Origin of the sequence: Leucobacter sp. UT-8R-CII-1-4 (assembly GCF_030010235.1) — a bacterium.
Lineage (GTDB): Bacteria > Actinomycetota > Actinomycetes > Actinomycetales > Microbacteriaceae > Leucobacter.
Genome location: NZ_JASCRS010000001.1, coordinates 325,805 through 352,337, shown reverse-complemented (window position 1 = coordinate 352,337; position 26,533 = coordinate 325,805). Strand labels below are relative to the sequence as shown.

Genomic DNA, 26,533 nt, shown 5'->3' with positions numbered 1-26,533 from the left:
ATGAGAACTGGATCAATGCGAGTCGCTGAGATCTCTCTGCCAGCGATTCGGCACAATGTGCGGCACCTGCGCGAAATGACCGGCGGCAACGTCATCGCTGTATTGAAGGCAAACGGCTACGGGCACGGTGCAGCAATCGTCGGCAAAGCTGCGATCGAGGGAGGTGCGACGCTGCTTGGTGTGGCCGATCTTGAAGAGGCGATTGCTCTGCGCGATGCCGGTATCGACGCCCCTGTGATCTGCTGGTTGCACGGAGTCCGTGTCGACTTTGTTGCCGCTGTTGAGCGTGACATTGAGATTGCGGTGAGTAATCTTGCCCAGCTCGAAGCGCTCGCCGCAGCCGCCTCACATCTTGGCAAGACTGCGACAATGCAGTTCAAAATCGATACGGGGCTCAGCCGAAACGGCGCATCTCCGGGAGAGTGGTCGGCACTATTTGCGCGCGGTGCCGAGCTGGAACGCGCGGGTGCTGTGCGTGTGCGCGGCCTGTTTAGTCACCTCTCAAACACCAATGACACCGAAGATCGCGCTCAGGCTGCACGTTTTGAGAGTGCACTTGCCATTTTGCGCGCGGCCGGTTGTGATCCAGAGATGATTCACTTGGCTTCATCTGCTGCAACGATGACCTCACCTCACCTGTACTACAACACGGTGCGAGTCGGCATGGCTATTTATGGCCTGAGCCCGTTGGCAGGCAAGACTTCTGCGGATCTCGGCCTTGTGCCAGCGATGACGCTTCGGAGCGAGATTGTTGCTCTGCGCGATGTGCCAGCTGGGGCTGGCGTCTCGTACGGTTTCAACCATGTGACTCAAAGCGACACGACTCTCGCGCTTGTGCCAATTGGCTACGCCGATGGCATGCCGCGTGCGCTCAATGGAGCCGGAGCCACGGTTGCTATCGCTGGCCAGCATTGCCCAATCGTCGGTCGTATAGGCATGGATCAGTGCATCGTCGACATCGGCAAGCTCGGCAAAAAGGTGAGTCTTGGCGATCCGGTGATTCTTTTTGGCGATCCGTGCACTGGCGTGCCGCCGGTTGAGGTTTGGGCTGAGCTCATGCGCACAATCAACTACGAGATTGTTGCGAGTATTGGCACTCGTGTTGTGCGGGTGGCCGTTGACGGTGACGACAGCACACTCAGCGAGCCGGATAACACCGACACGAGCTCGTCATTTTCTTTGCAAATAGCGGATCCCGAAGCCATGCATGCGCTCGGCGTTCGCCTGGGGCGGAGCTTCGCTGCCGGTGATCTTGTGATTCTCACCGGACCGCTTGGTGCCGGTAAGACCACGCTCAGCCGCGGTATTGGTGAGGGCTTGAACGTTCGAGGCCCGGTTACCAGCCCAACGTTCGTGCTGGCCCGCACCCATCCGTCTCTTGGCGGCGGTGCTCCACTGATCCACGTAGATGCGTATCGACTCGCTGATGCCGCTGAACTTGACGATCTCGACCTCGATTTCGAGGGCTCGGTGGTTGTCACGGAGTGGGGCGCTGGTCTTATCGAAGAACGCGGCAGTTGGATCGAAATCGTAATCGAACGGCCAATTGGCGGGGCAGGGAACCCCTCGGACGCTGATGGCTCTGAAGATCTAGATGAGCCTGTTGAACCGCGAACCGTCACGGTTACCGGCTACGGCCCACGTTATAACAATGGAGTGCTCTAGTGACGACCCCCGCTGCTGAACTGTTTGCTGCGGCACCGAGCGAGCGTGAACTTCTCGCAGCAGAACTTGGTGAACACGTGCTGCTCGCCATCGATACCTCGCTTGGCACGAGCGTCGCACTCGGTTACGCCGGGCGAATCTTTGAGGTGTCAAGCGATGACGCTCGCGGCCATGCCGAAGCAATCGGTAGTGTGATCGCTCGTGCATTCGAGCTCGCCGGCGCGCCAAGCGCGGCAGTCACCGGGGTGGTTGCTGGCATCGGCCCCGGCCCATTCACTGGGCTGAGGGTCGGTATCGCCGCAGCACACGCATTCGCTGTTGGCCGCGGTGTGCCGCTCTTGCCCGTGCAAGGGCACGAGGCTGTCGCGCTTGCGATCCTTGAATCGGGTGCCGCAGCGCCCGAGGTTCGAGTGGTACAAGATGCGAAGCGCCGAGAGCTCTTTGTGACTGACTATGCGGGCCTCAACTGGGCTGGGGTGCCGCAGCGGCTCAGCGATCCTCGTTTGGAGACGAGAGCCGACTATCTTGAGAGCCCCGCTGATGTCTGGCCCGAGCGAATTCCGGCCGCTCGTTTGGTGCAGCTTGCGGCAAGAAAACTTGTTGCGGGTGCGGCCTTTGAACCCGATCGTGCGCTCTACTTGCGGGCGCCTGATGTGAAACCGGCAGCCGCAGTGAAGCGAGTTTCGGCGTGAGTGCAGCCGAGGCAGAATTTGAGCTGAGGGCCGCCACTCTGGCAGATCTTGACGCTATCTGGGCGATCGAGCACGCTGTGTTCGATCGCGAGGCCTGGAGCATCGAGATGATGCGCGACGAACTCACGGCTGATCATCGGCAGTATGTGGTGCTGTTGAATGGTCAGGGGGAGATAAAGGGGTATGGTGGGCTCCTCGCGGTGGGTGAAGACGGCGATATTCAGACGATCGCGCTTGCCCCTGAGGTTCGCGGCGCCGGCCACGGGAGGGTGTTGATGGATGCCCTTCTCGACGAGGCCGATTCGCGAGGTGTGCGCAAGGTATTCCTTGAGGTGCGCGCTGATAACCCGATCGCGCGTTCACTTTACGCCTCACTTGGATTTACTGAGATTGCTGTGCGGCCTCGGTATTACCAGCCAGATGACGTAGACGCCGTGGTGATGCAATTGGAAATGGAGAATCGTCGATGAGCGTCGCTGAACCTCTCGTGCTCGGTATTGAAACCAGCTGCGATGAAACAGGTGTCGGAATTGTGCGTGGGCGTACGCTGCTCGCAAACACCATCGCTTCGTCGATGGACGAACACGCTCGCTACGGCGGGGTAGTGCCGGAGGTGGCGGCGCGAGCGCACCTTGAAGCGATGCAGCCAACCCTTGAGAAAGCTATCGCCGAAGCAGGTGTGACTTTTGATGAACTTGATGCCATAGCGGTCACCTGCGGCCCCGGGCTCGCAGGTGCGCTTATGGTTGGTGTCTCGGCTGCGAAGTCGCTTGCTATCGCACTCGATAAACCCCTTTACGCGGTGAACCACCTGGTCGGCCATGTCGGCGCAGATTTGCTGCAGGGGGAGGGGCTGCGCGGTGTCGCGGGCATTGAGGGCGCGATCGGTGAGCTCGAGTTACCGACGGTTGCGCTGCTGGTTTCAGGCGGCCACACTTCACTGCTATTGGTGCGCGACCTGGTGAGTGATGTTGAGCTACTGGGCGAAACTATCGACGATGCTGCAGGCGAAGCCTTCGACAAGGTTGCTCGATTGCTTGGTCTGCCCTATCCCGGTGGTCCACACATCGACCGTTTGGCGGCAGAAGGTGACCGCAACGCAATTCGTTTTCCACGGGGCCTCTCAAAGGCGAAAGACCTTGAGCGTCATCGCTACGACTTCTCGTTCTCAGGGCTCAAAACTTCGGTTGCTCGGTGGGTTGAGCAACAGCAGGACTCGGGCGCAGAGATTCCCGTCGCAGACGTCGCCGCCAGCTTCCGAGAGGCAGTCGCCGATGTGCTGACCGCTAAAGCGCTCGCCGCCTGCGCAGACCTCGGCGTGCCGCGTCTACTGCTCGGCGGTGGTGTCGCGGCGAACGCCAGAGTCCGTGAGCTCGCTGCCGAACGCTGCGCTGCGCAGGGTGTTGAACTCCGGGTGCCGCCACTCTCGCTCTGCACCGACAACGGCGCCATGATTGCCTCTCTCGGTGCGCAATTGTTTGCGGCTGGGCACGATCCATCGTCGCTGAACTTTGGGGCTGACTCGACCCTGCCCGTTACCGACGTTCAGGCGTACTAGGCGTTCTCGCGTATCAGCGTGAGCCAAAAACGCGGCAGAATAGTAGTGTGACCGCAGAGACTTTTCACACACCAATTGCCTTCGACTTGGTCGCTGTTGGCGTCGGCAGTTTGCAGGGCGCCATGTACGCGGCGGGGTTCAAACGGATCGACCTGCTCGGGGTGGCAATTATCGGTATCGCAACCGGTATCGGTGGCGGTTTTTTGCGCGACATTTTGCTCAACGTATCGCCAGCGGCTTTTGCAAACAACTGGTATTTGGTGACGGCGGTCGGCGCAGCCTTTGTCGGCATGCTTCTGCCCCGGCTATTGCGCCGGGTCGATCCGGTGATCACGCTTTTTGACGCGCTCAGCCTCGGCATGTTTGCCGCGATTGGTGCCACCAAGGCTCTCGCGCTAGGGCTGCCGGTGGTTCCAGCACTGTTTATCGGCGTCATCTCGGGTGTCGGTGGCGGCGTGGTGCGCGATGTAATCTTGAACATTCCGATCGCTCTCATGCACGTTGGATCGCTCTACGCCTTCGCGGCACTCGCCGGTGTGGGCGTGCTCGCCACGCTGATCCTCGTTTTTAACGTGCCGGTGTTTATCGCTGGTATCGCCTGCGTTGTCGTGACGACTCTGCTGCGTTTGCTCGCCGTTCGTTTTGGTTGGAGTTTGCCAGAGCAACGGGCCTTGAGTCGCCTCCAGTTGCGCAAGCAGAAGCAGGTTGAAGCGGTGATCGAAGAGGCGCTTCACACGGGTGTGCTCACCGTGCCGATCACTCTGCCCGACCTTGACTCGTTTGCCAAAGAAAATCAAGCCGGCGACGAGTCCTCGCCAAAACACGGGCGACATGGCGAGAGCAGAGACGACCCTAAAACAGTGTAGGTGGGCTCGGAACCCCAGGAAGCTGGGTGGCACTCGTTCGCAGGGCCACTGACGCGGCAGGTCTATTTGCGGGTCGAGCATCTAGGCCGTATCGGCGCATGAGCGGCCGAATTCTGCCTGCCAGCTCAAGTCGATAACGCTGCGGCGCCTTGCTTGAGGCGCCCGGGTAAAGCGAACGATAGGGCTGTACTAAATCAGGGTGTTCGCGTTCAAGCCACTCAAAAAACCACGGTTTGACGTGACTGCGCAGATGCAGCGGGCCATACATAACCGATTCGGCACCTGCAGCGCTAATGTCGCGCAGCAGTGTATTGAGCTGCTCCGTTGAATCGGTGAGATATGGAAGCACCGGCATGATGAACACCATCGGCGCAAAACCCGCAGCCCGCGCAGCGGCAATGGTTTCGAGTCTCGCTCTGGTCGTAGGTGTGCCGGGTTCGATGGACTGTTGAAGTTCGTGCTCACCGATCGCAATCGACATCGCGATCGTGACAGAAGCGCGCGAATTTGCGTCCGCGAGTTGGGCAAGATCGCGACGCAGCAGTGTGCCCTTGGTGAGAATCGAGACTGGGGTTTGCCGTCGTGCGAGAGCCTCGATGATTCCGGGCATGAGGCGGTAGCGGCCCTCGGCGCGCTGATAGGGGTCAGTGTTTGTGCCGAGCGCGACGTACTCGCCCTGCCAGCTTGGCTTAGCTAGCTCGCGGTCGAGCAGCTCAGCCACATTTACCTTGACCACAATCTGGGAGTCAAAATCGCGACCAGTATCAAGATCGAGGTAGCGGTGACTTCCTCGTGCGAAGCAGTACACGCAGGCGTGCGAGCAGCCGCGATAGGGGTTCACCGTCCAGGAGAATGGCATTGACGATTGACCTGGAACTCGATTGAGTGCGCTTTTGGCGAGTACCTCGTGAAACACCATTCCCGCAAACTCTGGCGAGCGAACCGTGCGCAGATGGCCCGGCATGGCAGCCATTTCAGACAGCTCAAGGCCAGGCAGTGCACTCTGCGTATCGCGGGCTGAGCCGACAGCCTGGCTACTCCATCTCACGCATTCATTCGAACATATCTTCGAATGAATGGCAAGTGGGTGAGTTGCGACTCACCGATGCTTCTAGAGCAGGTCGGCGCGTAACTCTGCCGCCGAGCGAGGTGACAGCAGGCCTGGGGCAACGTCGTACACGGTTTTCGCGCCGTGGTCACCAGCGCGGCTCATGCGCGCAGCCGCCCGCGCATAGGCGACGAGCACGGCGGCCGTAAACTCTGGGTTCGAGTCGAGCGCCAGACGGTACTCAATGACCTGCGTGGTGTCTGCTGAGGTCGAGCCGCTGCGAATCACAAAACCGCCGTGCGGCATGCCCTGGTGGTCGCGGGCGAGCTCTTCTGCTGAAATGAAGTGAACCGTGGTGTCATAGGGCTCAAAGTAATCGGGCATCGTGACAATTTCTTCGCGAACTGTGTCAGCATCGGAGCCCTCGGCGAGCACCACAAAACACTCACGAGTGTGCTTGTCACGGGTGGAAAGTTCTGGGTTCTCGCCCGACCGAACCCGTGCAATAGCGTCTTCGGCAGGAAGTGTGTACTGCACACCGTCAGCCACACCTGGCACACGGCGCAATGCCTCTGAGTGGCCCTGGCTCAGTCCACGCCCCCAGAAAGTGTAGCTCTCGCCCTTGGGCAGAATCGCCTCACCGAACACCCGGTTGAGCGAGAACATTCCTGGGTCCCAACCGGTCGAAATGATGGCGGTAGTGCCGGCGCCGGCAGCTACAGCGTCGACAGCGGCGAAATGCTCAGGAATGTGAGCATGGTTGTCATAGCTATCAACCACAGAGTAGCGGGCTGCGAGCTCAGGGGTCTGCACGGGCAAGTCTGAGCGCGAGCCGCCGCAAAGCACAAGCACGTCGATGTCGTCGCGATCCATCGCAAGATCTGAATACGGATATACCCGAGTTGCTTCGTTCAGCGTGATGACGCTTCCCGGATCACGGCGTGAGAATACGCCAACAAGCTCGAGGTCGTTATTCAGTCCAATCGCGGTCTCAACGCCGCGTCCGAGATTGCCGTAGCCAACGATGCCGATACGAATCGGAGTATTCACAAGTGTTCCTTTTCGGAGCTGAAGAGATTGAAGATTACTTGCCCTGCGCCGCGAAAATTGGTGCGGCGCACGACCAAAATTACTGGGTGCAGAGCTTGGCTGAAGACGCAGCGAGGGCATCAACGTAAGCCGCGGTGAGGTTGTAGTCGAAAGACTCGTTGGTGACTAGATAGTCGACGTACTCGCGAATGGCGTCGGCCTCGGGGCTTGGATCCATCAGTCGAGCGAGCGCTTCCTGGGCTGCTAGCCACTCGATATCGTCGTAGAACGCGTCTCCGTCGTTGGTGTCGATCTCCAGCGCAAGCGCGCATGGCTGCCAGGCTTCGAGCACCTTTTCTGGGGTGTCGAGGAGATCTCCGCTGGATCGGTCCGTGCCGTAGTCGTTCGAATCGAAGTCGCCATACTCGCCATACTCTTCGAGCTGCTGTATACCGCTGCCAGCCGCGGTATAGGCGATACCACCCAGGAGCACGGTGAACATGATCGCAATAACCGTGCCGATTACAGCGAGACCGGTAAATACGTACCCGACGATGGTGCCGGCGAGGGCAATGCCTCGACCCGGTTCGCCCGTGCGCTTGATTTTCCCGAGCGCGATATGACCGGTAATAATGCCCGCTGGCGCGACAATAAATGCGAGGATCAACGAGAGTATCGCCAGGGTGTTGGTTGGCTCTTGCGCGGGCGGCATAGGAGCGCCGGGCATTGCAGATACAGCTGGTGCACCCGGTGCGGCTGGAGCCGGCTGTTCAGCGTAGCTGTAGTACCCGCTTCCGGGCTGCTGTGGCGTGGGGTACTGCTGGGGCTGTTGCGGTGCTGGGTATTGCTGTGGCTGCTGTGGAGCTGGGTATTGCTGGGGTTGCTGTGGAGCTGGGTACTGCTGTGGTGCCGAATATTGCGGTGCCGGTGGCTGCGGTGCAGGCTGCTCCGGTGTTGTTGGTGTCGAGTTGTCACCAGTTGCCGGATCTTGTGGAGTCTGCTCTGTCATCGCACTTCTCGTTTCGTCACTTCGTTGCATCGCTTTGTTTTAAGCGTAGCAAGTTGTAAGACGAGGCTCTCACTCCATCTGGAGTCCAGGCGATCCCGAAACGACTTTAGGTGTATTTCGCGGCACTATTGACCTCTGTATTCATCGGGCTGAGACCAGACGCAGGATTGAAATACTCAAGTACAGTGCATCACCACTCTATTTGTGTGAAATCAGCAGGTCGGTGCTACGGAGCAGGGCAAAGTGGTGAGTGCCGGTTCGCTCTGTGAGCCTGCTGGCGATGTCCGCTCCCGCACCCACTTCACATTGCGCGTCCGATGGTGCGGGAGCGTTGACGTCCCACACCATCCGCGCGGCTAGCGCTCGATCAGCGCGCCAACCTGGTGCCGAGACCGTACACCCAGCTTGCGAATAATGCGATGCACGTGGTTCTCAACTGTACGCACACTCAATACCAGGCTTTCTGCGATCTGATGATTCGTGAGACCCTCCGCGACCAGGTGTGCGATTTCTTTTTCGCGCGCGGTGAGCACCGATTGATCTAGACCCAGTTGCACGAGGTCAAAAGCATTGGCGTCAAATTTCTCAATGAAGGCCCGTGCCATGCCGTCAATCTGCTCAGCCACTGAGAAATCACCGCTGTCGCGTTTGATCCTCGCCGCGATCCTATGCGCCCGAACCGCCTGGAGTACACAACCGCAGGCGCGGAGCCGCTCAATAACTGCGAGCAGAGCACCGGTATCTTCATTGATGACCGCTCGCAAATAGTCGAGGAATGCATCAATCAGCTCGCCTCGCACATTCTCAAGCTGCAGAATCAGAGTTTCGAGACGGTCGGATTCGGGCCTGAGCTCAACGGCGACCAGGCAGGACATTGCGCCAGAGAAGAGTAGTTCTCGTTTGATAAGACCTTGACCGCTTTCCCAGAGCAGGTCTGCGGTTGAATCGGTACCACCCAGAATGGCTATTTGCTTTAGTGGCTCCCAGATACCTCCGGCGTTGGCACCTTTTCCCTCCGGATAAATGGTGAGATCCAGTTCTTCTCCGATTGCACGAATCTCGTCTTTTCGACGGAGCCTACCTGCACCAATTGTTGCCGTGAACAGGATGCCGAGGTAGGCAATTTTCGGAAAATGAGGTGCGCCACCAAGAGCTGTCGCGGTTGAACGCAGTACTTGTAGCTGCTGGTCTTGGCCAGACACGGCGAGCACTACTGAAAGGAGGTAACCGTAGGCCGCCATGCTCGCTGCATCAAAGCGCTCGCGAGCCTCAAAATATCCTTCAATCGCAATTGAGACTGACTGTGAAAACTCGCCGAGACCGAGCAGCGCGAAACCGAGTACCACGTTGTGCAAGATTCCGATGTTGCTTTGAGCGCTTGGCACGGAGAGGTGCAACAGATCCTTCGCTTCGCTAAATCTGCCTTGGTTTAGGTAGAGCAGTGCCCGAGTGGTATCTAACTCAAGTTGTACCTCAATGGGCAGGCCATCAACATCAGAGAGCAGCTCTTCCGCTCTGCCCGGCGGGTGACCAAGTTCAAGCTGCACTCGAACCCGAGACGCATCGAGTAGCCGACCATAAGAACCGTGCTCAACCTTGGGCACAGCCGAAGCCAGCGCTGCTTCGAAATCTTCTTCTCCGTAGGCGAGCCACCAGACACTCCAGACATCGACACGGGCGATCTCTTCTGGAGTGGCGGCCAGCTCTCTGGTCGCTGCCAACACCTCGCGCACCTTCCACTGTGTGGCGCGCGACTCATTCAGTAGTTCGAGATATCTCAGACCAGATTCAACACTGGGCGTCGTCGCCCACTCATCAGCGGCAAGGGTGGTGCGCTGCTCCATATGGTCAAACACGAGACGCACGTAGAGCGGGTCTGTGTCGGGAATCTTGATCGCCGTATTCGCCGCTGGAGCACCGTCTGTGTGGCCCCGAGCTATTTCTCCCTGCGATTTCAGTGACTTTGCAACCCGAATGTTTTGCTGGAAATATTCGGCGAGCAACGGGGGAGCGATCGTTAGCCACTTTCGGTCTCCCGAAGGGTAAAAATGCACGATATCTCGTGCTTCTAATCGTTCGATCGTGTCTGCCGAAACGAGCCGCAGAGAGTCATCGAAATCAATGAGCCCGGCTAGCGAGAGCCGTTTGAGCGCCAATTGTTCATTCGGGGTGAGGGAGGAGAGATGCTGTGAGACAACGCCGTCTATCACCTCACTCCAGGAATCACGAACCAGGTGCCAGGTGTCTTCCAACTGCACAAAGCTTCCGAGCGCAAGGCCCGCCTCAACTACGGCTAGGGCGAGTTCGGGGATACCACCCGATTTGGCATAGAGCTTGCTCAGCGAAGAGTGTGCGAGTGGAGCGCCGAGCCTGCGCTGCAGCAGCACGTGCATTTCTTCAACAGTGAGTGGGCCAAGTCTCACCAGCAGCGCAGGGCGGATCCCGCCACTCGGTAAGAGCTGTTTTCCTTCAAGATTGCCGCCTACGAGCCCGGTCGAGACAATGGTGAGTGAGGTGACAGCGCGAACGTGGCGGATGACGCCCCAGCTCAGTTCATCGAGTTCGCTGAGATCATCAACCAGCAGCACAGAGTTTTGTTCTTTCGCTAGCTTGAGTAATAGTGCTGCGGCACTCACAATGGTGGCCGGAGCGGGGCCGCCTTCTTGGACGAGGCCCGCGAGATGGAGCGCACTCAACGGAGTATTGCTCAGCGAAGCGTTTGCGTAGACCCGAAGCACGCGCCAGCCCCGTTCAGAGAGCTTTTCAGAAAGTGCGTTCAGAAATATTGAGCGGCCATCGCCGCGTCTGCCTACGATTTCAATATCCCAACCGGATTGAACGAACTGCAGTGTTTGGCGCAGTTCTTGCTGGCGCCCAATCATCGAATAGCCCTCAACGTTCGCCATGAACGTACCCCCATTGGTTCGTGCTGAAAGCTGAACTCGCTCTCGCAGTAAATAGCTGCACACAAATGTAGAACTTGAGTGAAGTGAGTGGAGGCCTATTGCTAATTGAGGAGTAAGTATGTATAACCGAGTGAGTATTTACGGCTCTGAGTTAGGGGGTCGAGCGTGCGCAAGCACGCGTCTGACACCCCTGTGAGAGTGGTGAATGCCCCACCGTCTGTGAAATAACCCCACGTCAGTGACCGATTTACGAGAAAGCTGACGCGTCGAGCTGAATGCAACGTTGCAATGCTCGGAATGTCGAAACACAAGGCTGAGAGAAAGGGTCCCTGGAACCCCCCAGCACCAGGGACCCTCGCGCATCTGAGAGTGATGCCTCCCGTGGTGCTCAGTGCACGCGCCACGGACTCACGAAAACTAATTGTTGTTACACAGTCACGCGAGATCTTTATCCTGACATCCGAGAGAGGCATTGACTCATCTTTTCAACAGGAGTAAGTAGACCTTTGGAACATAAGGAGTAGCCACGACGAGCGTCGGAGTAGAGCCGTACAAGGTCTCGTGAGTTGATGCCCCGAAAGTTGGATTTGTGGCACCACGCAACTGGCGGCCGCAGCTCTTTCGTATATCGAAGGCGAGTGCCTGGAGCTTCGAGAAGTGCGTGGTGGTTTGGGTCTGAACATAAGGGGAACAAGGATGCCAAACCACCACGCGGGTGACTGGGATGTGAGTCACCGGGGTGTTGAATGGCCGCTTCACTCATTGAACCGGGGAGAGTCCACAAAAGTGAAAATTCAAGGCGACCACTCACGACAGTACGGGGCAGATGGCATGTGAGTCTAGTGTTTTGCGTCGAATGAGTGAGAAATGCGTAAATGTGGAGGGTGAACATTGCCCCGCTAAGTAGTGAACGCAGATGGTTGGGAGCTAGGAATCTCCCGAAAGCACTGAATTTGTCGGCGCGGCAATGAACTAGGACTTCGCGTCTCAGAAGAATACTCAGAAGCCAGAGACATCTTGTGAGCAAATAAAATGGGGGCCTCCGATATCTGACCTACGGAGACCCCCACGCATCTACACGGATGATGCACACCGCAAAACTAGGGTGTAAGTTCTGCGGCCTCGCGATGAGAAGATCCCTGACAAGACCTCGCGAGGAATTCAGTTTCGCATCGAATCACATCCTTGCCTGCCGGGCGCAACGCAAATAGGTAGCGCACGCGGTGGCTTCGAGTAGTGGCATTGCTTAACAGAGTGGTGAAAAAAGCCCCAGGCAATTGCACTATGCAATTGCCTGGGGCTTTAGCCACGATCCCAGTCGCGTTTACTCTGGCTCAGACGCAGTGAAATTCAGCGAGAGCGAGTTCATGCAGTAGCGATCGCCGGTAGGAGTGCCGAAACCATCGGGAAAGACGTGACCGAGGTGACCACCACATTTTGCGCAGCGAACCTCCGTGCGGGTCATCCCGAGCGAGTGATCCTCAAGCAGTTCAACGGCGTCTTCTCGGATCGACTCATAAAACGACGGCCAGCCGCAATTTGAATCAAATTTTGTTCCGCTCACGAAGAGCTCATTTCCGCAGGCCGCGCAGGTGTAGAGACCAGCGCGATCTTCGTCGAGCAACTCACCGGTCCAAGCTCGTTCGGTCGCAGCTTCACGCAAGATCGCGTATTGCTCTTCGCCGAGCTGTTCGCGCCATTCATCTTCAGACTTTTCGACCTCATATCCCATGCTCGTAACTTTACGCCCTCAACTTCTGCGAGAGCACATCGAGAATCTGGGCGTGTACAAATGATGACGGAGTGTGACGTTGGCAAAAACTGGGTGACGAAACTCGCCTATTCTGGCTCCATGAGTGAGACCTCTTCGCAACAGATGTATCAGCTCAGGCTCGGTTGGGGCGAGCACGCGTTGGCCACTCTTGCGAAGTCTGAAATTGTGGTCATCGTTGACGCGATTGAGAGTGACAGCACAGCCTCTGCGCTCGCCGCCGAGGCGGTGTTACAGGCGCAACACCCAACGGTGTTTTTGGCCTCGCTGAGGAACGCCCGTGCGACTGCTGAAGCCGTAGTGGCTGAGCAACTTGAACGCGGAGCTCGCACCTCGATCAACCTGGTGCTGTGCGGCGACAGCGGTCGCTTCGCGGTAGAAGACTATCTCGCTGCTGGCGCAGTCGCGGATAGTCTTTCTGCTCTCGGTATTGACCACTCGTCACCGGAAGTTGCTGTGGCAATTGAGGGTTTCCGGCCGCTCACGCGCGCGCTCAAGCACCTGTTCTCGGCATGCGATGCCGGCGCGAAGTTTTCGGCTCTCGGCAGGGCAGGCGAGGTGAGAGCCGCTGCTCAATTGAACTCGCTGAGCGAGGCAGAGAGATATCCCGCCTAGCTCTGCGTGAAGTTTGCGCCCGGTGAATTACTCGCCGTAGAAGCGGGTGTGTTCAATCTTGATGCAGCGATCCATCACCACATTGAGGCCAGCCGATTCGGCAATCGCTGCTGCTTCCTCGTTCCATGAACCAAGCTGTAGCCATAGAGTTTTCGCGCCGATTGCCACGGCCTCTCGCGCAACCTCTGGCAGATCTTCGTGCTTGCGAAAGACATCAACGATGTCTGGAACCACGGGCAGATCGGACAGTGAAGCGTAGGCTTTCTGGCCGAGGATTTCGTCGGCCATTGGGTTCACAAAGTACAGATCAAATGCAGAGTTTTCTTTGAGATAGTTCGCTACCGCGTAACTTGCGCGTTCGGGATTGGCTGAGGCACCGACAATCGCAACCGACTTTGAACTTCGCAGGATGTCAAATCGCGCCTCTGCGGTGGGAGCTTGCCAAGTACGTGCTTCAGACATTTCACCTCTCCTATCGCCAGGCTGGGGCAACATCCTGCATGAACATGCGGTTTGGCCTGGCACTGCCAATGCTAGCTTGCGTTACCCAGTTCGCCGCTGAGACGACCGTGGACGTTCGCTGAACGCTCAGACATGCCAACGTAGGTGACGGACTTTCCGAGGCGACGATACTTGGTTTCAATGGCATCGAGCACAGCGACACTTGATGCATCCCAAATCTGTGCCTTGCTGAAATCAACAACTACCTGATCTGGATCTTCAGAGTATGAGAACTGCATGGTGAGGTCGTTGCTAGACGCAAACAACAGCTGGCCGTTCACGCTGTAGCGGGCCACCGCGCCTTCAGCGGTATCGAGTACTTCGCGATCCAGCGTTACAAAATGAGCCACTCGGCGCACAAACATGATTGCCGCGGTGCATACCCCGGCGATCACTCCAATTGCCAGGTTGTGGGTAGCAATCACCGCTGCGACCGTGATGAGCATGACCGCCGTTTCGCTCTTTGGCATACGTCGCAGGGTGTTTGGCGAGACCGAGTGCCAGTCGAAAGTGGTGATCGTGACCATAATCATTACGGCGACGAGCGCCGCCATTGGGATAAGCGCAACGACATCGCCGAGCAATACGATGAGCGCCAGCAAAAAGACTCCGGCAAGAAATGTGGAGATTCGGGTGCGGGCACCCGAGGTCTTGACGTTGATCATTGTCTGCCCGATCACTGCGCAGCCGCCCATGCCGCCCAAAAAGCCAGAGAAAATATTGGCGACGCCTTGCGCCCAGGACTCTCGGGTTTTGTTTGACGGGGTGTCGGTGATCTCGTCGACCAGCTTCGCTGTCATGAGTGACTCCATGAGGCCAACGAGTGCCATGGCCAGTGCATAGGGGGCAATGACCGCAAGCGTCTCAAAATTGAGTGGAACATTCGGAATGAACAGCTCGGGCAGGCTGCGTGGCAATTCACCCTGATCGCCAACGGTTGGCACCTGAATAGCGAATGCGACAGTGATCGAAGTCACAAGCGCGATTGAGACCAGTGGTGCTGGCACAACGCTGGTAAGTTTTGGCAGTGCGACCAGCACGATTAGACCCAGCGCTACGAGCGGATATACCTGCCAGGGCACGTCGATGAGCTGCGGCAATTGTGCGAGAAAGATCAGGATTGCGAGGGCATTCACGAAGCCAACCATGACGCTTCTGGGAATAAAGCGCATGAGTTTTGCCACGCCACACAGGCTTAACACGATCTGTAGTGCACCGGCCAGTAGCACCGTCGCGATGAAATAGTCCATGCCGTACTCGCGGGCGACTGGTGCGATGACGAGCGCGACGGCACCGGTGGCGGCGGTAATCATGGCCGGTCGTCCGCCTACAAAGGCAATAGTGATGGCCATGACGAACGACGAAAACAGACCGACCTTTGGATCCACCCCGGCGATAATTGAAAACGCAATGGCTTCTGGAATCAACGCGATTGCCACCACGAGGCCAGCCAACGCCTCCCTGGTAAGTATCCGGGGTGATCTGAGCGCACCGCGCACCGTGTGCGTGGCCGGGCTGGGAGTTGATGCTGAGGAGTTCGTACGTTGAATCTGGCGGGGGGCTGACTTCGACACTGTCGGCTTTCTGCGAGAGTGGGGTCAATGTTTTCGATATGAAAGCATTGAGAGGCACTAAGTGCTGAGTTTGAGGGATGGCGCGTCACGGCGCGCACAACAGAACTCTAACGTAACGTGAGTGTTAGTTTGATGGGAGAGCACGATGCCGGCTGCCGGAATGATGCACATCGGTGAATTGGCAGAGCGAACCGAGCTCTCTTTGCGCACAATTCGTCACTACGACGAGATCGCGCTGCTTACGCCTTCTGGTCGCTCAGACGGCGGATTTCGCTTGTACACCGAGGGCGACTACGACCGGTTGATGCTGATCAGGCGTATGAAGCCACTCGGCTACTCACTTGAGCAGATGCGTGATCTGCTGAGCGCCATCGACTCACTAAATTCGGGCACCGCCAACGCTGCGGTTGCCGCGCAAGCGCTCGCCGACTTTCAACGAGACGCGGTTGAGCGGCGCGAAAAGCTCGCGAAGCAGCTCGCTATGGCCGATGAGTTTTTAGGCCTCTTGGGTGCATCTACTCCGCAGGAATCTCTTCTGGGCGATACTTCGGCAAACGGGACGCAGGAATAGCCGCAATCGCGCTGACCCCAGCGAGAATCAAAAAGCCAAGCTTGAGTGTGCGAAGACGTTCTGACTCATTGAGGGTGACTGCGACCTCAACCTGTTCTGGAGTTGCGGTGGTCTGGGCGAGGATGCCACGCAGAGCCTCGTTGCTCACAAAATTGCTCTGATCAAGATCGACCTGGGCGACGAGCTCCGGCGGGAGCTCAGGGTGCTGCTGCACGGCAGTTGCTATACCGGAACTCAGGATTGTCACCAGCACCGCACCCATGACCGCAGTGCCTACAGCCGAGGCGAGATTCTGGGTGGTGCCGCGAAGCGATCCCACGTCGCCCGCGAGCTCTTTGGGAGCTGCCGTAACCAAGACGTTGAAGACGAGCGTCACAAGCGCGCCCTGACCGATACCAAAAGCGACCAGTCCGACGATGGTCGGGAAGGTTTCCCAGTTATTCGTGACGACGAGCGCCAGCCAAAGCAGTGCGATAGTCGTGAGCGCAAATGAGAACCGCGCGATGTTACGTGGGCTGAACCTCTCGTAGAAACGCACAATGAGGGTTGCCGTGATAAACACCGTAAGGTTGAACGGCATCATTGCAAGCGATGTATCAAACGGTGTGCGGCCCTGCACCACCTGAATATAGGTTGGCACCGTGAAATTCACGGCGGCCTCCATGGAGACAATGATGAACATGGCGTAAATCGCTGCTCGCTCGCTGGGTTTGCGCAGCACACTCAGATCAACGAGCGGCACCCGGCCCTGTTTCATACGGTTCTGTGTGCGCAAAAAGAATAGCTGGCCGAAAATCACACCAAGCACAACGAGTACAGGCGCGGGGGAGAGTCCAAACAGCGAAACCGGTGCGGTGTCGCGGGCGAGCAGAACTCCCCAACCGTTGAGATTGTTGAACCCAAGTGTGAGCATCACAATGGCGAGACCGATCAGCGCAGAAGCCAGCAAGTCGATTCGCACGCTGCGATCCCCACGATCCCGCCGCAGCGAGAAACTGAGCAAAAACACTGCGAGTGCGAGGGCGAGCGTCACAAAAAACACCGGACGCCAGCCGACAAAGGTGCCGAGCGTGCCACCGACCAGAAAGGCACTCACTCCTGAAAACGCCCGGGCTGAGCCGAGCGATCCGATCGCGGTGGCCTGTTGTCTACCCGCATAGTTTTCGGCGATGAGCGCGACGAGCGCAGGCACGATAATCGCGGCACATGCCCCGGCCAGGGTTTGCCCCGCAATCGCCCAGCCCACTGATGGCGACAAGATCATTAGCAACGAGGATCCCGCGAAGGCAGCCACCACCACTCGAAATATGAGAAGCCAGCCAACTCGCTGGCCGAGCTTGGCGCCGGTCATTACGAGAGCGGCGACCGCGAGGCCGTAGACAACTATCGTGGTGCTCGCAGTGGTCGGCGGGACGCCGAAGTCTTGCACCATGCCACCGAGCGAAATCGGCAGGGCTGCGACGTTAAACGACATCAACACTTGCGCGAGGAAGAGCGCGACCATTGGGAGCCAGGAACGGCGCTCCTGCGGAGCTTGCTGCTGCGTTTCGATGAGAGCCATGATTGTGGTCCTTTCAGCGGGCCTGTTGCTGCGCGTTTGAAGCAAAAAGGTTGAGGCCGAGCGCTCGCGAGAGATACGCGCACGCGCGTTGCCCCCGAACGCTGTTGCCGGCAGGGTCGAGGGGTGGGGAATAGGCGCCAATTGCTCCCTTGCCCGGTGCGATTGCGACAATGCCGCCCGAAACACCAGATTTCGCGGGCAGGCCGATTTCGAAAAGCCATTCGCCAGAGCGTTCATAGAGCCCGCAAGATGCCAGCACCGTAAGCGTGTCGCGGGCGACTTCAGCCGACACAATGCGTTCGCCGCTGATTGGATGCACACCCCCGTCGGCAAGGGTGGCGCCCATCATTGCAAGATCCTGCGAGGTGACCGCCAGCGCGCATTGCCGGGTGTACACATCAACTGCGTCAAGCGGATCAACGGGCAGACGCTCATAGCTATCGAGTAGTTCGGCGATTGACCTATTGCGCTGGTTGGTCGAGATTTCAGACTCGTAGACAAGCTCATCGACACGGAGTTCTCTGCCGGCAAATCGAGAGAGGCCGTTGTGAATGTAGTCCCATTGAGCGCTCGGGCTGTCACCAGGAATAAGCGCTGTCGTTGCGATAGCGCCGGCATTCACCATGGGGTTCATGGGGCTGCCGCGATTGAGTTCGACCGCGATCACTGAGTTAAACGGCAGGCCGGTGTTGTTGACCCCGATCCGTCGGTGAACCGCTTCGTGACCGATCGCATCGCACACGAGAGCGAACACGAATGCTTTTGAAATGGACTGGATGGAAAAGGACTGCTGCCAATCTCCGACCGAGTAGGTCGCGCCGGTGGCCTCAATTAGCGAAATGCCAAAGTGCTCTGCCTGTGCACGAGCAAGAATCGGAATGTAGTCGGCTACTTTTCCTTCGGAGTGGGAGGCGTATCTGCTGTGCGCTTCTCGAACTAGCGCGCTGACTTCTGAAGCAGGGGGAAGAGCTCCGGTATTGGCCTGCTGGGCGACCGTGCTGGCATCTGATTCAAACATCGTCGACAACCTTTCGCGCCTGACGCGGTGGCTCTGCAGAACTGAAACGTGCGTGGCAGGTATTGAGCATTTTGCGAGTCTGCCTGTTGGCAGCGCAACGAGGAGCCGCGAAGTTGCGCGAGCGAGTGCGCGGCCGTGAGTAGTTGACGTGGCCCAGTGAGTATCTGTCTCATCTCATTAAGTGTTTGCTACAGCTGCCCAAAGTATTTGCTGATGAGTGAAGTTTCTCTGCCGACTTTGGCGCATACTGGGTTACTCTCAGGAAGAACCCTGTTGAAATTCACTCACTCAGGAGCGAAGGAGCTTCGATGGATATCGCACTCTTCATCACGCAACTATTGGTGGTGCTCGGCTGCATCGTCATGGGCACGCGCTCCAGCGGTGTCGGCCTCGGGCTCTGGGGCGGCACAGGCGTTGCGATCCTCGTCTTCGTATTTCAACTTGCCCCCGGATCACCCCCAGTAGATGCGCTACTTATTGTGCTCGCGGTCGTGCTCGCCTCATCGATGATGCAATCAGCAGGCGGCATCGACTGGATGGTCTCGGTCGCAGCGAAACTAATCGCCCGCAACCCAAAACAGATCACGCTGGTCGCACCACTCGTTGCCTTCTTGTTCTCGGTGGGAGCCGGCACCTCAAACATCCTCTACCCGCTACTCCCAGTGATCCAGGACCTGTCATACCGAAACGGTATTCGCCCATCACGACCACTCTCACTCTCGGTCGTAGCAACCGGTGTCGCCCTCGCGTGCAGCCCTGTCTCAGCCGCTATGGCGGCAATGGTGACACTCACCGACACCGCACCCTGGAACTTCGAACTCATCGACATCTTGAAGGTGACCATTCCCGCGGCAATCGTTGGCATCGTGCTCTCAAGCATCGTGGTGAACAAGCTCGGCAAAGACATCGCGGACGATCCAGAGATTCAAGCCAAAATTGCTTCGGGGGAAATTGCTGCGCCAAGCGGTGACGCAGAAGAAATCCGCGCCCAGGTCACAGTTACCAAGGCAGGCAGAAACGCAGCAGCCATCTTCCTACTGGGTGTTGCCGCAATCGTGGTGTTTGGCCTCTTCAAGCAATTGCGCCCGCTCGATGCCGCCGGCGACCCGGTATCAATGACACCGATCATCGAGATCGTCATGTTTGTGACCGGTACCGTGATCCTGATCGTGTCGAGGCCAAAAGTCGCAGAGATCCCAACGATGACGGTATTCAGGGCCGGTATGGTTTCGGCAATCGCACTCTTTGGTCTTGCTTGGCTCACCGACACCTTCCTTGGGGCTCACTCCGAGATGATCTCCTCGGGTGTCGGCGGTCTGGTCACTGCAGCCCCCTGGATCTTCGCACTCGGTGTGTTCCTGGTTTGTGTGCTCACCACAAGTCAGTCGACTGCAACCAGAACAATTGTGCCGATTGGCCTCGCAGCGGGCATTCCACTCGGCCTGCTCTCCGGCATGTGGGCCGGTGCGTTTGCAGGCATCTATCTGCTGCCAACCAACGGGTCACAGATTGCCGCCGCGAACTTTGACCACACTGGCAGCACAAAACTCGGCACCAAACTTGTTGACCACTCGTTCTTCTGGCCGTCAGTTGTACTCGCAGTAACCACGATCGCGGCCGGTGCGCTTTTTGGCGTGCTGTGGGGTTAAACGCAAGAAGCAGTGAAAACAGTCGCGTTTAGCGCAGGGAACGGTATTCATCCCAGGCGCGCTTACAAGCGTGCGCGAGCATATCAACCCGTGCAAAATCTTCGCTGACCCACTCAGTACCGGGCAGTTGCAGTTCAGCGCTCGCCGCTGGGCCAAGCAAAAACTCGCGCAAAAATTCTGCCTGCACCGCTTCTGCCACAAAACCCGCGGCATCTGCTTCATCACTGATCTGAAGGAACCGATCACGAGCGGCAATGATTTCTTGACTGCCAAGGTAAGGCTGGTTGAGCTGTACAGCGTTGTCGTTCTGCACGTCAAAACCATCGCGGTGCGCCTCAGCCAAAAGTCGCAAGCGCACCGGGTTCATCGTTGGGCTATCGCCTGGCTCAGCAGTGCTGCGCTTTTCCCCGTTGGCATCACCGCGGTTTGAAAGGGCAACCACCTCAGGCAGCCGATCCTTCTCAGCACGCGCCACACTGACGGCCCCTTCACGTGTGGTGGTTGTATTCATAGTGTCGTGGAATGACAAGCGCGTAAACCAGCCGCCATGTTCCAGGCCCTTTGCGAGAAAGCGCTCGGTCAGTTCATCCCGGGTGCGCTCGTAGACGCCCAGCCCCTGCTCGGCGGTCTCAACGAAGGTCTGCACCAGATGATCAACAGCCGCGTCACCCTCGGGAATCTCAAGAATTGGGAAAAAGGAAAAGGTCACCGGGCGAATCGCATCAACACCGCTGAGGTCGACGGACTGCCATGGGCCAGCCTCGCGCACGCGTGCAATAGCTGCGCGCAGGTCACCGCTGACATCGGCTGGTTTCGCGCGGTTCGGATCACGAATCAGGCGCGGGTGCGGGTTGATCACGGCAACAATACGAGGATCAATTTCTGCCCAGCGGCGCACAACTGAAGCCGTGGCGACATCGCTGTAGTCATACTGCAGGCGTTTGGTGAGCGTGGGGGAGAGAAATTCTGCGATTTCAGCGGGGATGGCTGCACCAGAATGCGGAGTGCTGACGAGCAGGTCTGCCTCGGCGATCGCCTGCTCAAGCGTGCGCTCACTTGGCAAGGCATAGTGAGTGATCTGTGTAGCGGTGAAGACCGTGCCGGCCGGGATCAAATCAAGATCGCGCATTCTCATGTACGTAGCGTAGCTTTTTGCGACCAAAGTGTGAATGGCTGGTGTCGATAGAGCTGTGCTGGTAGTGCAAGGCTGAAACATCGTGAAACCGGGCAAATATCTAGCACTTTCGAGGTTTGCCACGGTAGCGTTGGGATCGTGAGCCAGCCCAATTTCGTTGCAGCCCAGTCGCGCGCTGACGCTGTTGAAGAGGTGCCGCTCGACGGGATCGCGCAGCGTATCTCTACCGCGATTTCAATGGGCATGCTGAGCGTCGGCGAACGACTGCCACCAGAGCTTGAACTTGCCAATCAATTTGGCGTCGCGGTTGCAACGCTACGCAAGGCACTGGCTCGGTTGCGAGCTCAAGGAATTGTTGAGACTCGACGCGGCCGCAACGGCGGTACCTTCATCGTGCAGACCCCGTTTCCGTCTGACCAAACTCTGCAACAAGAGCTGCGGCACTCGAGCATCGTCGCGCTGCGTGATTTCTTTGACGAGCACGCCGCAGTGTCAGGTATGGCCGCAACGCTCGCTGCAGAAAGGCTCGAACCCGGCTCCCACACGCGACTGGCAGAATTCGCGTTTGCCACGCGAGAGGCCCGTACCTCACGAGAAAAATCCATGGCAGACAGCCGTTTTCACTTCGAAATTGCGGTGCTGAGCCAATCGCCTCGTCTGTTGGCAGCGGAGCAGCGGTTGCACTCGGAGCTTTCGCCGTTTTTGTGGAGCGAGGGTATCTGCCGAGTGCCAGCACAGCAGGCGTTCTCGGAGCACGTCGCGATCAGCATGGCGATAGAACAGCGTCAGCCTGATGAGAGCTACCGTTTAGCGGTCGCGCATGTCGCGCGCAATCGAGAGTTCATCATGGAGGCGAAGTTTCGTTTGGAGCGTTTGGGTGAGGCGGCTGAAGCATGAGCGCACAAGACAGCCACCCAGTCACCGAAGTCGTCAGCAAGCTCAACGATTGGCTGAACGCACAGTTTTCTCAGCTAGAGCAGCTGGCTCAAACACTGCTTGAGGTTGTACAGCTTGAGGGTTCTGAGCGAGTGAGCATCTCAGGGACTGCACGCAAACACCTTCGTGACGCAACAGCTGCTTTTCTCTCCGAGAATACGGTTGCCGACGGTTGCGGCCTGATCTTCGCTTCGATGGTGACTGAAAATAAACAAAGTGGTCACCTTGAATGGTGGGTGCGCGAAGACGAGCAGCGCTTTTCACGCTATTCATTTGGCCTGATTCCGGGTGCTGATCGCTTCTACGACTATGAACATCACGAATGGTTCACTCGGGCCTACCACGATGGAGCAGTGTCGTTAGTTGGACCCTACATTGACTACCTCGGTATCGAAGCGTACGTGGTGACGCTCACCGTTCCAGCCGAGATTCAGGGCACTCGCGTTGGCGCGATCGGCTGCGATATTCAAGTTCCCGACCTTGAACGCGAACTGTTGCCGATCCTTCTCAAAAATGAGACTGCGCTGGCCGTTGTCGGCGCGCACGGTCACGTGCTTTGCAGCAACTCACCAAAATATTTGCCGGGAGAATACGTTGCCGGTGACGAAGGATCGGTGCGCTGGATCCCACTCGAGCCAGCGGCCACCTCACTCAGACTGCTCGTTGGCCAATAGCGAGAGCTTTCTGCCCGGCCTAGCCATGCGAGACTAGAGCGCGGCGAAACGATCGGCCAGCTGCTGCCAAATAAACCGTAGCCGAGGGGTCTCAGCCGATACCTCAGCAATAATGTCTGCCTCATTGAGGCCGAGCTCTGAAACATCATCAATCTTGGTCCAGGCCCGCACCGCAGAGACAAGTGCCTCCGGATGAAACTGCAGACCCCAGGCTCGGTCTCCAATGCGGAAGGCCTGATTTGTGCAGTGTTCATTGCTGGCGAGCAACACAGACCCCGGTGCCAGCTCAGAACTCTCAAGCCAGTGCCACTGCACCACCGGCAGTGAACGGAGAGTATCGTCGCCATCGCTCAACCCGCCCAGAAGCGGATCGGACTCGCCAGCGTCACTGAGCGTGACCTGTTGCAGGCCAATCTCTGGGCCGTTCGGCATAGTGGTCACCTGGCCGCCAAGCGCCACTGTGAGCAGTTGTGCGCCAAGGCAAATGCCGAGAGTTGGCAGCCCTTGCTCGACAGCCTGCGCGAGCAGTTCGCGAGTCGCAGGCAGCCAGGGAGCCGCAAGATCGTCGAGCGGTCCCACCGATCCGCCGAGCACAATCAGGCCGTCAAATTCACGCAGGGTTTCGCTATTGAGCGACAGTTCACTTGCAGCCGGTCCTTGCACCGTGGTCACCTGGATACCGAGCTCTGCAAAGCGCTCGCCGAGGTGGGCAAGCCCGGCATCGGGTTGATGCTCAATAACAAGAATCTTCTGCAAGTGTGTTGCCTTTCTCTGGTAGCGGGGGATCGCCGGGCCTTCTGGCGCTAAGCCACATGCTCAAGAGCCGCAGTAATTAGCCATCGAAAGATTGCTAGCTGCTGCGGGTTCTCTGCGGCGGAGTCTTCTGGGTGCCACTGCACAGCGAGCAGCGGGATACCTGAATCACTCGGTTCGAGCGCCTCGATGATGCCGTCGGGTGCGCGTGCGACAACGCGCAAGCCAACACCCACCCTGGCGATCGCCTGATGGTGATACGAAGACACCGGCAGCTCAGTGTAACCGATTGCCTGCGCAAGACGTGATTCGGCATCGATCTGCACCGGATGGATGCCCGATCGATGCAGACTGTCGGCGGGAAGATCTTGTAAAAGTGTGCCGCCGTGCTCAACATTCACGAGTTGAAAACCCCGGCAGATTGCGAGCACCGGTAAGCCCATCGCGACAGCGGCATTGAGTAGTTCGGCCTCGAACTGGTCTTGTGCCGCCATATCTGCAGTTTTAGTGGTGGCTAGCGGATCCTCGCCATATCTTTTCGGGTCAATATCGAAGCCACCTGGAAGCAGCAACGCATCAAAGCCCCGAAGCCGCTCGGCCGCGGGTAGCGAGCTTTCGGCAAACAGTGTGAACGGTTCTCCGCCGGCCCGAATTACCGATTGCAGCACCGCGGCAGAAACCGCACTGCCATCAAAACGTAAACCGTGGATCAGCCGCGACCACATGCCCGCAACGGCTATCCGGGGCACACGCGTTTTAGTCGCGTGTGCCCCGCCCGTCTCTGCTCTAGTCATTGCCGAATGGGAAGGCCAAGAGCGGCATCCACTCGCGCCAGACTCGCTCGAGTGAACCATCGGTGATCACCGCGTCAATCGCCGCACTGATCTCGTCTCGCAGGGCGACGTTGTCCGGTGCGACGCCGACTCCCCACTGATTCGCGGTTTGTATCGTGAACGCCTCAGCGAAGTCAGGGTCTTCCCGGCATAGCGGCACCGTGACAACATCGTCGTCAACAAAACCATCGATGGCACCCGAACGTGTCGCCTCGATCATTTCGCCGTAAACGTCGTCACTGGCGCCAAAATTCACCAGTTCAGCACCGGGGAAGGTTTTTGCGAGCGCCATATTGGTCGAGCCAGTGATCGCACCAATTCGGTACCCGGCAAGATCGTTAGGCGATCGCGCTGGATCATCGGCGCGAACTGCGAGCGTCTCATGAAACACGGCGTAGGGCCTGGTGAAAGACACCAGGGCCGAGCGCTCAGCAGTGATGCCTTGGCCGCACCAAACCGCATCAGCATCGCCACGACGCACCGCGGGGATCATGTCGTCCCAAGGCAGCATTACCCACCGTACTTCGGCGCCTAACCTGCTCAACACCAGTTCCGCTGCGGCAGGCTCGTAACCTTCGCGGCGCACACCGTCTGGGCTTTTGTCGAAGAGTGGTAGGGCTGCAGAGTCGATGCAGGCCAGTCGAATGATTCGGGTCACGGAATTGCCTCCCAGTATTGACGGAACTCCCACTCGGTGATCTGACCGCAATAGCGCGCCCATTCGTCACGCTTGAGCTTGAGATACACCTCGGTGAGCTCGCTTGGCATTGTGTTCATGAGGTAACTGTCTGCTTCGAACGCCTCAATAGCGCTGCCGAGAGTGTTCGGCACAGAGATCTCGCCAACTTCTGCGCTCACCTGGCCAGGTTCGCCTGGATCAAGTTGAGTTTCAAGGCCATGCTCAATAGCTGCGAGAAGGTAGAGGTGCGAAAGGTACGGGTTGACGCTGGCATCTGGCAAACGGTACTCCATGCGGCCATTTGCGGAAATGCGGATCGCGACACCGCGAGTGTCGAGGCCCCAATCGGCACCGGATGGTGCGAACTGGCCGGCGTCCCAGAAACGTTTGTAGGAGTTTACGGTGCTCGCCATAACCAGCATCGAGCCGGGGGTGTGCTTCAACATGCCGCCAATGGCATGTTTTGCGGCCTCCGTCACATGCAACTCAACGCGACCATCTTCAATGATGTTGTCTTCGCCGCGCCAGAGACTCATATTGTGGTGGCAACCATTGCCCATTTTTCCGTTGTACGGCTTTGGCATGAAGCTGGCCTGGAATCCGGTTTCGCGCGCAACCTGCTTGCAGATCTGACGGTAAGTCGTCATTCGTTCGGCCGAGAGTTCAGCGCGATCGTACTCCCAGTTGAGCTCAACCTGGCCGTCGTCTTCGTAGTCACCCTGGATCATGTTGAGGCCCATAGCTTGGGCATAGCTGATCACCTTCTTGTAGACGGGGCGCATCTTCTCAAGGTTTTCGACCTGATAGGCCGGGCTTTGATCCTCTTTCGAGATAATCTGCACGTCTGGGCTTACCCAGGTCATCTCTGGTTCGAGGCCGCTGCGCAATTCAAGCCCAGTGCGCTCGGTAAAGGAACGGTGCGCGGCGATGAACAGTGCTCGTGTGTCGAGGGGGATGAGACGGCCGCCATCTTTGAGTTGGGGTGGGTCGTAGGCGATGCAGAACATTCGGCCTACCTCCGGATCCCACGGTAATTGGGTGAAGGTTTCTGGGTTGGGTAGCGCCCAGAACTCGTGCGCAGCTACGCCGCCACCGATGAGTTCGCCCTCGCGACTGGTCTGTAGGTCAGTGAGCGCGGTGCGGTGAAAAGCGATTCCCTTTTTGAGTATTCGTTCGTAGTGCTCGGCAGGCACCACTTTCGCTACTGTGCGACCACCAAGAGTCGGCAGCATGTAGTAGATGTATTTCACCCCGCTCGTGCGAATCTTCTCGCCGAGTGCGCTGACCACTTCGGGGCGTAGATTTGCCTGCTGGTGTCGTGCGAATGCCTGATCGTCGTCAAGAATCTCACGAAGGGCTGTGGCGAAAGCGCCACCTGAATTTGAGTGCGACATATTGGTTCCTTTCGTCATTGGAAGGAGAGTGAGTACACGGGTTCTGCACTGAACCTGTGGCTTGGGTGAAGCTGTGCAAATTGCAGTGCACAGCAC

General features: G+C 58.0%; 24 protein-coding genes. 10 read left to right on the top strand and 14 right to left on the bottom strand.

The window, feature by feature from the left end:
- From alr to QBL02_RS01515, 5 genes are read left to right on the top strand one after another with little or no spacing between them, the layout of a single operon-like run.
- Window positions 1-1,665: an alanine racemase gene (alr, locus tag QBL02_RS01535; RefSeq protein WP_282724589.1), complete on the top strand. Its 1,665-nt coding sequence runs from the start codon at window positions 1-3 to the stop codon at window positions 1,663-1,665.
- Entirely contained in the window at window positions 1,665-2,357 is a 693-nt protein-coding gene (gene tsaB, locus QBL02_RS01530) for a tRNA (adenosine(37)-N6)-threonylcarbamoyltransferase complex dimerization subunit type 1 TsaB (protein WP_282724588.1), read from the top strand. Before alr ends, tsaB begins: the two co-directional genes overlap by 1 nt.
- Window positions 2,354-2,827, top strand: a complete 474-nt coding sequence (gene rimI, locus QBL02_RS01525) for a ribosomal protein S18-alanine N-acetyltransferase (protein WP_282724587.1) — start codon at window positions 2,354-2,356, stop codon at window positions 2,825-2,827. Before tsaB ends, rimI begins: the two co-directional genes overlap by 4 nt.
- Window positions 2,824-3,915 (top strand): tRNA (adenosine(37)-N6)-threonylcarbamoyltransferase complex transferase subunit TsaD, encoded by a 1,092-nt coding sequence (tsaD, locus tag QBL02_RS01520; RefSeq protein WP_282724586.1) that lies wholly within the window; start codon window positions 2,824-2,826, stop codon window positions 3,913-3,915. Before rimI ends, tsaD begins: the two co-directional genes overlap by 4 nt.
- Before the next feature lie 47 nt (window positions 3,916-3,962).
- Window positions 3,963-4,781, top strand: a complete 819-nt coding sequence (locus tag QBL02_RS01515; RefSeq protein WP_282724585.1) for a TRIC cation channel family protein — start codon at window positions 3,963-3,965, stop codon at window positions 4,779-4,781.
- Here QBL02_RS01515 and QBL02_RS01510 read toward each other — a convergent pair.
- The 5 genes from QBL02_RS01510 to msrB form a co-directional block, all read right to left on the bottom strand.
- The gene (locus QBL02_RS01510) at window positions 4,768-5,829 is read right to left on the bottom strand and encodes an Rv2578c family radical SAM protein (protein ID WP_282724584.1); all 1,062 of its coding nucleotides are present in this window, start codon (window positions 5,827-5,829) and stop codon (window positions 4,768-4,770) included. The two genes, QBL02_RS01515 and QBL02_RS01510, sit on opposite strands and share 14 nt — an antisense overlap.
- 63 nt (window positions 5,830-5,892) lie before the next feature.
- Window positions 5,893-6,879 carry a diaminopimelate dehydrogenase gene (locus QBL02_RS01505; RefSeq protein ID WP_282724583.1) on the bottom strand — a complete coding sequence of 329 codons (987 nt, stop codon included), beginning with the start codon at window positions 6,877-6,879 and terminating at the stop codon, window positions 5,893-5,895.
- A gap of 79 nt (window positions 6,880-6,958) precedes the next feature.
- On the bottom strand, window positions 6,959-7,867 hold the full coding sequence (locus QBL02_RS01500; protein ID WP_282724582.1) for a DUF4190 domain-containing protein: 909 nt from the start codon (window positions 7,865-7,867) through the stop codon (window positions 6,959-6,961).
- 356 nt (window positions 7,868-8,223) lie between these two features.
- Entirely contained in the window at window positions 8,224-10,773 is a 2,550-nt protein-coding gene (locus tag QBL02_RS01495; RefSeq protein ID WP_282724581.1) for a LuxR C-terminal-related transcriptional regulator, read from the bottom strand.
- A 1,324-nt stretch (window positions 10,774-12,097) separates the two neighbouring features.
- Entirely contained in the window at window positions 12,098-12,505 is a 408-nt protein-coding gene (gene msrB, locus QBL02_RS01490; protein ID WP_282724580.1) for a peptide-methionine (R)-S-oxide reductase MsrB, read from the bottom strand.
- Window positions 12,506-12,625: 120 nt separating this feature from the next.
- Here msrB and QBL02_RS01485 point away from each other — a divergent pair, with 120 nt between their 5' ends.
- The gene (locus tag QBL02_RS01485; RefSeq protein ID WP_282724579.1) at window positions 12,626-13,159 is read left to right on the top strand and encodes a 2-phosphosulfolactate phosphatase; all 534 of its coding nucleotides are present in this window, start codon (window positions 12,626-12,628) and stop codon (window positions 13,157-13,159) included.
- A 27-nt stretch (window positions 13,160-13,186) separates the two neighbouring features.
- Here the strand turns inward: QBL02_RS01485 and QBL02_RS01480 are convergent, their stop codons facing one another.
- The gene (locus tag QBL02_RS01480; RefSeq protein WP_282724578.1) at window positions 13,187-13,621 is read right to left on the bottom strand and encodes a CoA-binding protein; all 435 of its coding nucleotides are present in this window, start codon (window positions 13,619-13,621) and stop codon (window positions 13,187-13,189) included.
- A gap of 71 nt (window positions 13,622-13,692) precedes the next feature.
- On the bottom strand, window positions 13,693-15,159 hold the full coding sequence (locus QBL02_RS01475; RefSeq protein WP_282725258.1) for a SulP family inorganic anion transporter: 1,467 nt from the start codon (window positions 15,157-15,159) through the stop codon (window positions 13,693-13,695).
- 220 nt (window positions 15,160-15,379) lie between these two features.
- On the opposite strand from QBL02_RS01475, the gene QBL02_RS01470 reads away from it, so the two are divergent.
- A complete protein-coding gene (locus tag QBL02_RS01470) occupies window positions 15,380-15,805 on the top strand; it encodes a MerR family transcriptional regulator (protein WP_282724577.1) in 426 nt (141 codons plus the stop codon).
- Here QBL02_RS01470 and QBL02_RS01465 read toward each other — a convergent pair.
- Together QBL02_RS01465 and glsA are read right to left on the bottom strand one after the other, a co-directional pair.
- The gene (locus QBL02_RS01465; protein ID WP_282724576.1) at window positions 15,750-17,366 is read right to left on the bottom strand and encodes an MFS transporter; all 1,617 of its coding nucleotides are present in this window, start codon (window positions 17,364-17,366) and stop codon (window positions 15,750-15,752) included. The two genes, QBL02_RS01470 and QBL02_RS01465, sit on opposite strands and share 56 nt — an antisense overlap.
- Before the next feature lie 13 nt (window positions 17,367-17,379).
- The gene (gene glsA, locus QBL02_RS01460; RefSeq protein ID WP_282724575.1) at window positions 17,380-18,384 is read right to left on the bottom strand and encodes a glutaminase A; all 1,005 of its coding nucleotides are present in this window, start codon (window positions 18,382-18,384) and stop codon (window positions 17,380-17,382) included.
- Between the two features lie 308 nt (window positions 18,385-18,692).
- Here glsA and QBL02_RS01455 point away from each other — a divergent pair, with 308 nt between their 5' ends.
- Entirely contained in the window at window positions 18,693-20,033 is a 1,341-nt protein-coding gene (locus QBL02_RS01455) for an anaerobic C4-dicarboxylate transporter family protein (RefSeq protein WP_282724574.1), read from the top strand.
- A 28-nt stretch (window positions 20,034-20,061) separates the two neighbouring features.
- Here the strand turns inward: QBL02_RS01455 and QBL02_RS01450 are convergent, their stop codons facing one another.
- Complete coding sequence (locus QBL02_RS01450) at window positions 20,062-21,168, bottom strand: N-formylglutamate amidohydrolase (protein ID WP_282724573.1); 1,107 nt, start codon at window positions 21,166-21,168, stop codon at window positions 20,062-20,064.
- 138 nt (window positions 21,169-21,306) lie between these two features.
- Here QBL02_RS01450 and QBL02_RS01445 point away from each other — a divergent pair, with 138 nt between their 5' ends.
- Together QBL02_RS01445 and QBL02_RS01440 are read left to right on the top strand one after the other, a co-directional pair.
- Entirely contained in the window at window positions 21,307-22,065 is a 759-nt protein-coding gene (locus tag QBL02_RS01445) for a GntR family transcriptional regulator (RefSeq protein ID WP_282724572.1), read from the top strand.
- Window positions 22,062-22,778: a cache domain-containing protein gene (locus tag QBL02_RS01440; protein ID WP_282724571.1), complete on the top strand. Its 717-nt coding sequence runs from the start codon at window positions 22,062-22,064 to the stop codon at window positions 22,776-22,778. Before QBL02_RS01445 ends, QBL02_RS01440 begins: the two co-directional genes overlap by 4 nt.
- Window positions 22,779-22,811: 33 nt before the next feature.
- Here the strand turns inward: QBL02_RS01440 and QBL02_RS01435 are convergent, their stop codons facing one another.
- From QBL02_RS01435 to QBL02_RS01420, 4 genes are read right to left on the bottom strand one after another with little or no spacing between them, the layout of a single operon-like run.
- Window positions 22,812-23,534 carry a type 1 glutamine amidotransferase gene (locus QBL02_RS01435; protein ID WP_282724570.1) on the bottom strand — a complete coding sequence of 241 codons (723 nt, stop codon included), beginning with the start codon at window positions 23,532-23,534 and terminating at the stop codon, window positions 22,812-22,814.
- Between the two features lie 47 nt (window positions 23,535-23,581).
- Window positions 23,582-24,325 (bottom strand): gamma-glutamyl-gamma-aminobutyrate hydrolase family protein, encoded by a 744-nt coding sequence (locus tag QBL02_RS01430; protein WP_282724569.1) that lies wholly within the window; start codon window positions 24,323-24,325, stop codon window positions 23,582-23,584.
- A complete protein-coding gene (locus QBL02_RS01425; RefSeq protein WP_282724568.1) occupies window positions 24,318-25,022 on the bottom strand; it encodes an ABC transporter substrate-binding protein in 705 nt (234 codons plus the stop codon). The genes QBL02_RS01430 and QBL02_RS01425 overlap by 8 nt, the downstream gene beginning before the upstream one ends.
- Window positions 25,019-26,437, bottom strand: coding sequence for a glutamine synthetase (locus tag QBL02_RS01420; protein ID WP_282724567.1), 1,419 nt, complete (start codon window positions 26,435-26,437; stop codon window positions 25,019-25,021). Before QBL02_RS01420 ends, QBL02_RS01425 begins: the two co-directional genes overlap by 4 nt.
- Window positions 26,438-26,533: the final 96 nt, after the last annotated feature.

What these genes read in the sequence shown, in the direction of transcription:
- alr (WP_282724589.1), top strand. Translation starts at nt 1, where the DNA reads ATGAGAACTGGATCAATGCGAGTCGCTGAGATCTCTCTGCCAGCGATT.
- tsaD (WP_282724586.1), top strand. Translation starts at nt 2,824, where the DNA reads ATGAGCGTCGCTGAACCTCTCGTGCTCGGTATTGAAACCAGCTGCGAT.
- QBL02_RS01500 (WP_282724582.1), bottom strand. Translation starts at nt 7,867, where the DNA reads ATGACAGAGCAGACTCCACAAGATCCGGCAACTGGTGACAACTCGACA.
- QBL02_RS01495 (WP_282724581.1), bottom strand. Translation starts at nt 10,773, where the DNA reads ATGGCGAACGTTGAGGGCTATTCGATGATTGGGCGCCAGCAAGAACTG.
- msrB (WP_282724580.1), bottom strand. Translation starts at nt 12,505, where the DNA reads ATGGGATATGAGGTCGAAAAGTCTGAAGATGAATGGCGCGAACAGCTC.
- QBL02_RS01485 (WP_282724579.1), top strand. Translation starts at nt 12,626, where the DNA reads ATGAGTGAGACCTCTTCGCAACAGATGTATCAGCTCAGGCTCGGTTGG.
- QBL02_RS01480 (WP_282724578.1), bottom strand. Translation starts at nt 13,621, where the DNA reads ATGTCTGAAGCACGTACTTGGCAAGCTCCCACCGCAGAGGCGCGATTT.
- QBL02_RS01470 (WP_282724577.1), top strand. Translation starts at nt 15,380, where the DNA reads ATGCCGGCTGCCGGAATGATGCACATCGGTGAATTGGCAGAGCGAACC.
- QBL02_RS01465 (WP_282724576.1), bottom strand. Translation starts at nt 17,366, where the DNA reads ATGGCTCTCATCGAAACGCAGCAGCAAGCTCCGCAGGAGCGCCGTTCC.
- glsA (WP_282724575.1), bottom strand. Translation starts at nt 18,384, where the DNA reads ATGTTTGAATCAGATGCCAGCACGGTCGCCCAGCAGGCCAATACCGGA.
- QBL02_RS01455 (WP_282724574.1), top strand. Translation starts at nt 18,693, where the DNA reads ATGGATATCGCACTCTTCATCACGCAACTATTGGTGGTGCTCGGCTGC.
- QBL02_RS01450 (WP_282724573.1), bottom strand. Translation starts at nt 21,168, where the DNA reads ATGAGAATGCGCGATCTTGATTTGATCCCGGCCGGCACGGTCTTCACC.
- QBL02_RS01440 (WP_282724571.1), top strand. Translation starts at nt 22,062, where the DNA reads ATGAGCGCACAAGACAGCCACCCAGTCACCGAAGTCGTCAGCAAGCTC.
- QBL02_RS01430 (WP_282724569.1), bottom strand. Translation starts at nt 24,325, where the DNA reads ATGACTAGAGCAGAGACGGGCGGGGCACACGCGACTAAAACGCGTGTG.
- QBL02_RS01420 (WP_282724567.1), bottom strand. Translation starts at nt 26,437, where the DNA reads ATGTCGCACTCAAATTCAGGTGGCGCTTTCGCCACAGCCCTTCGTGAG.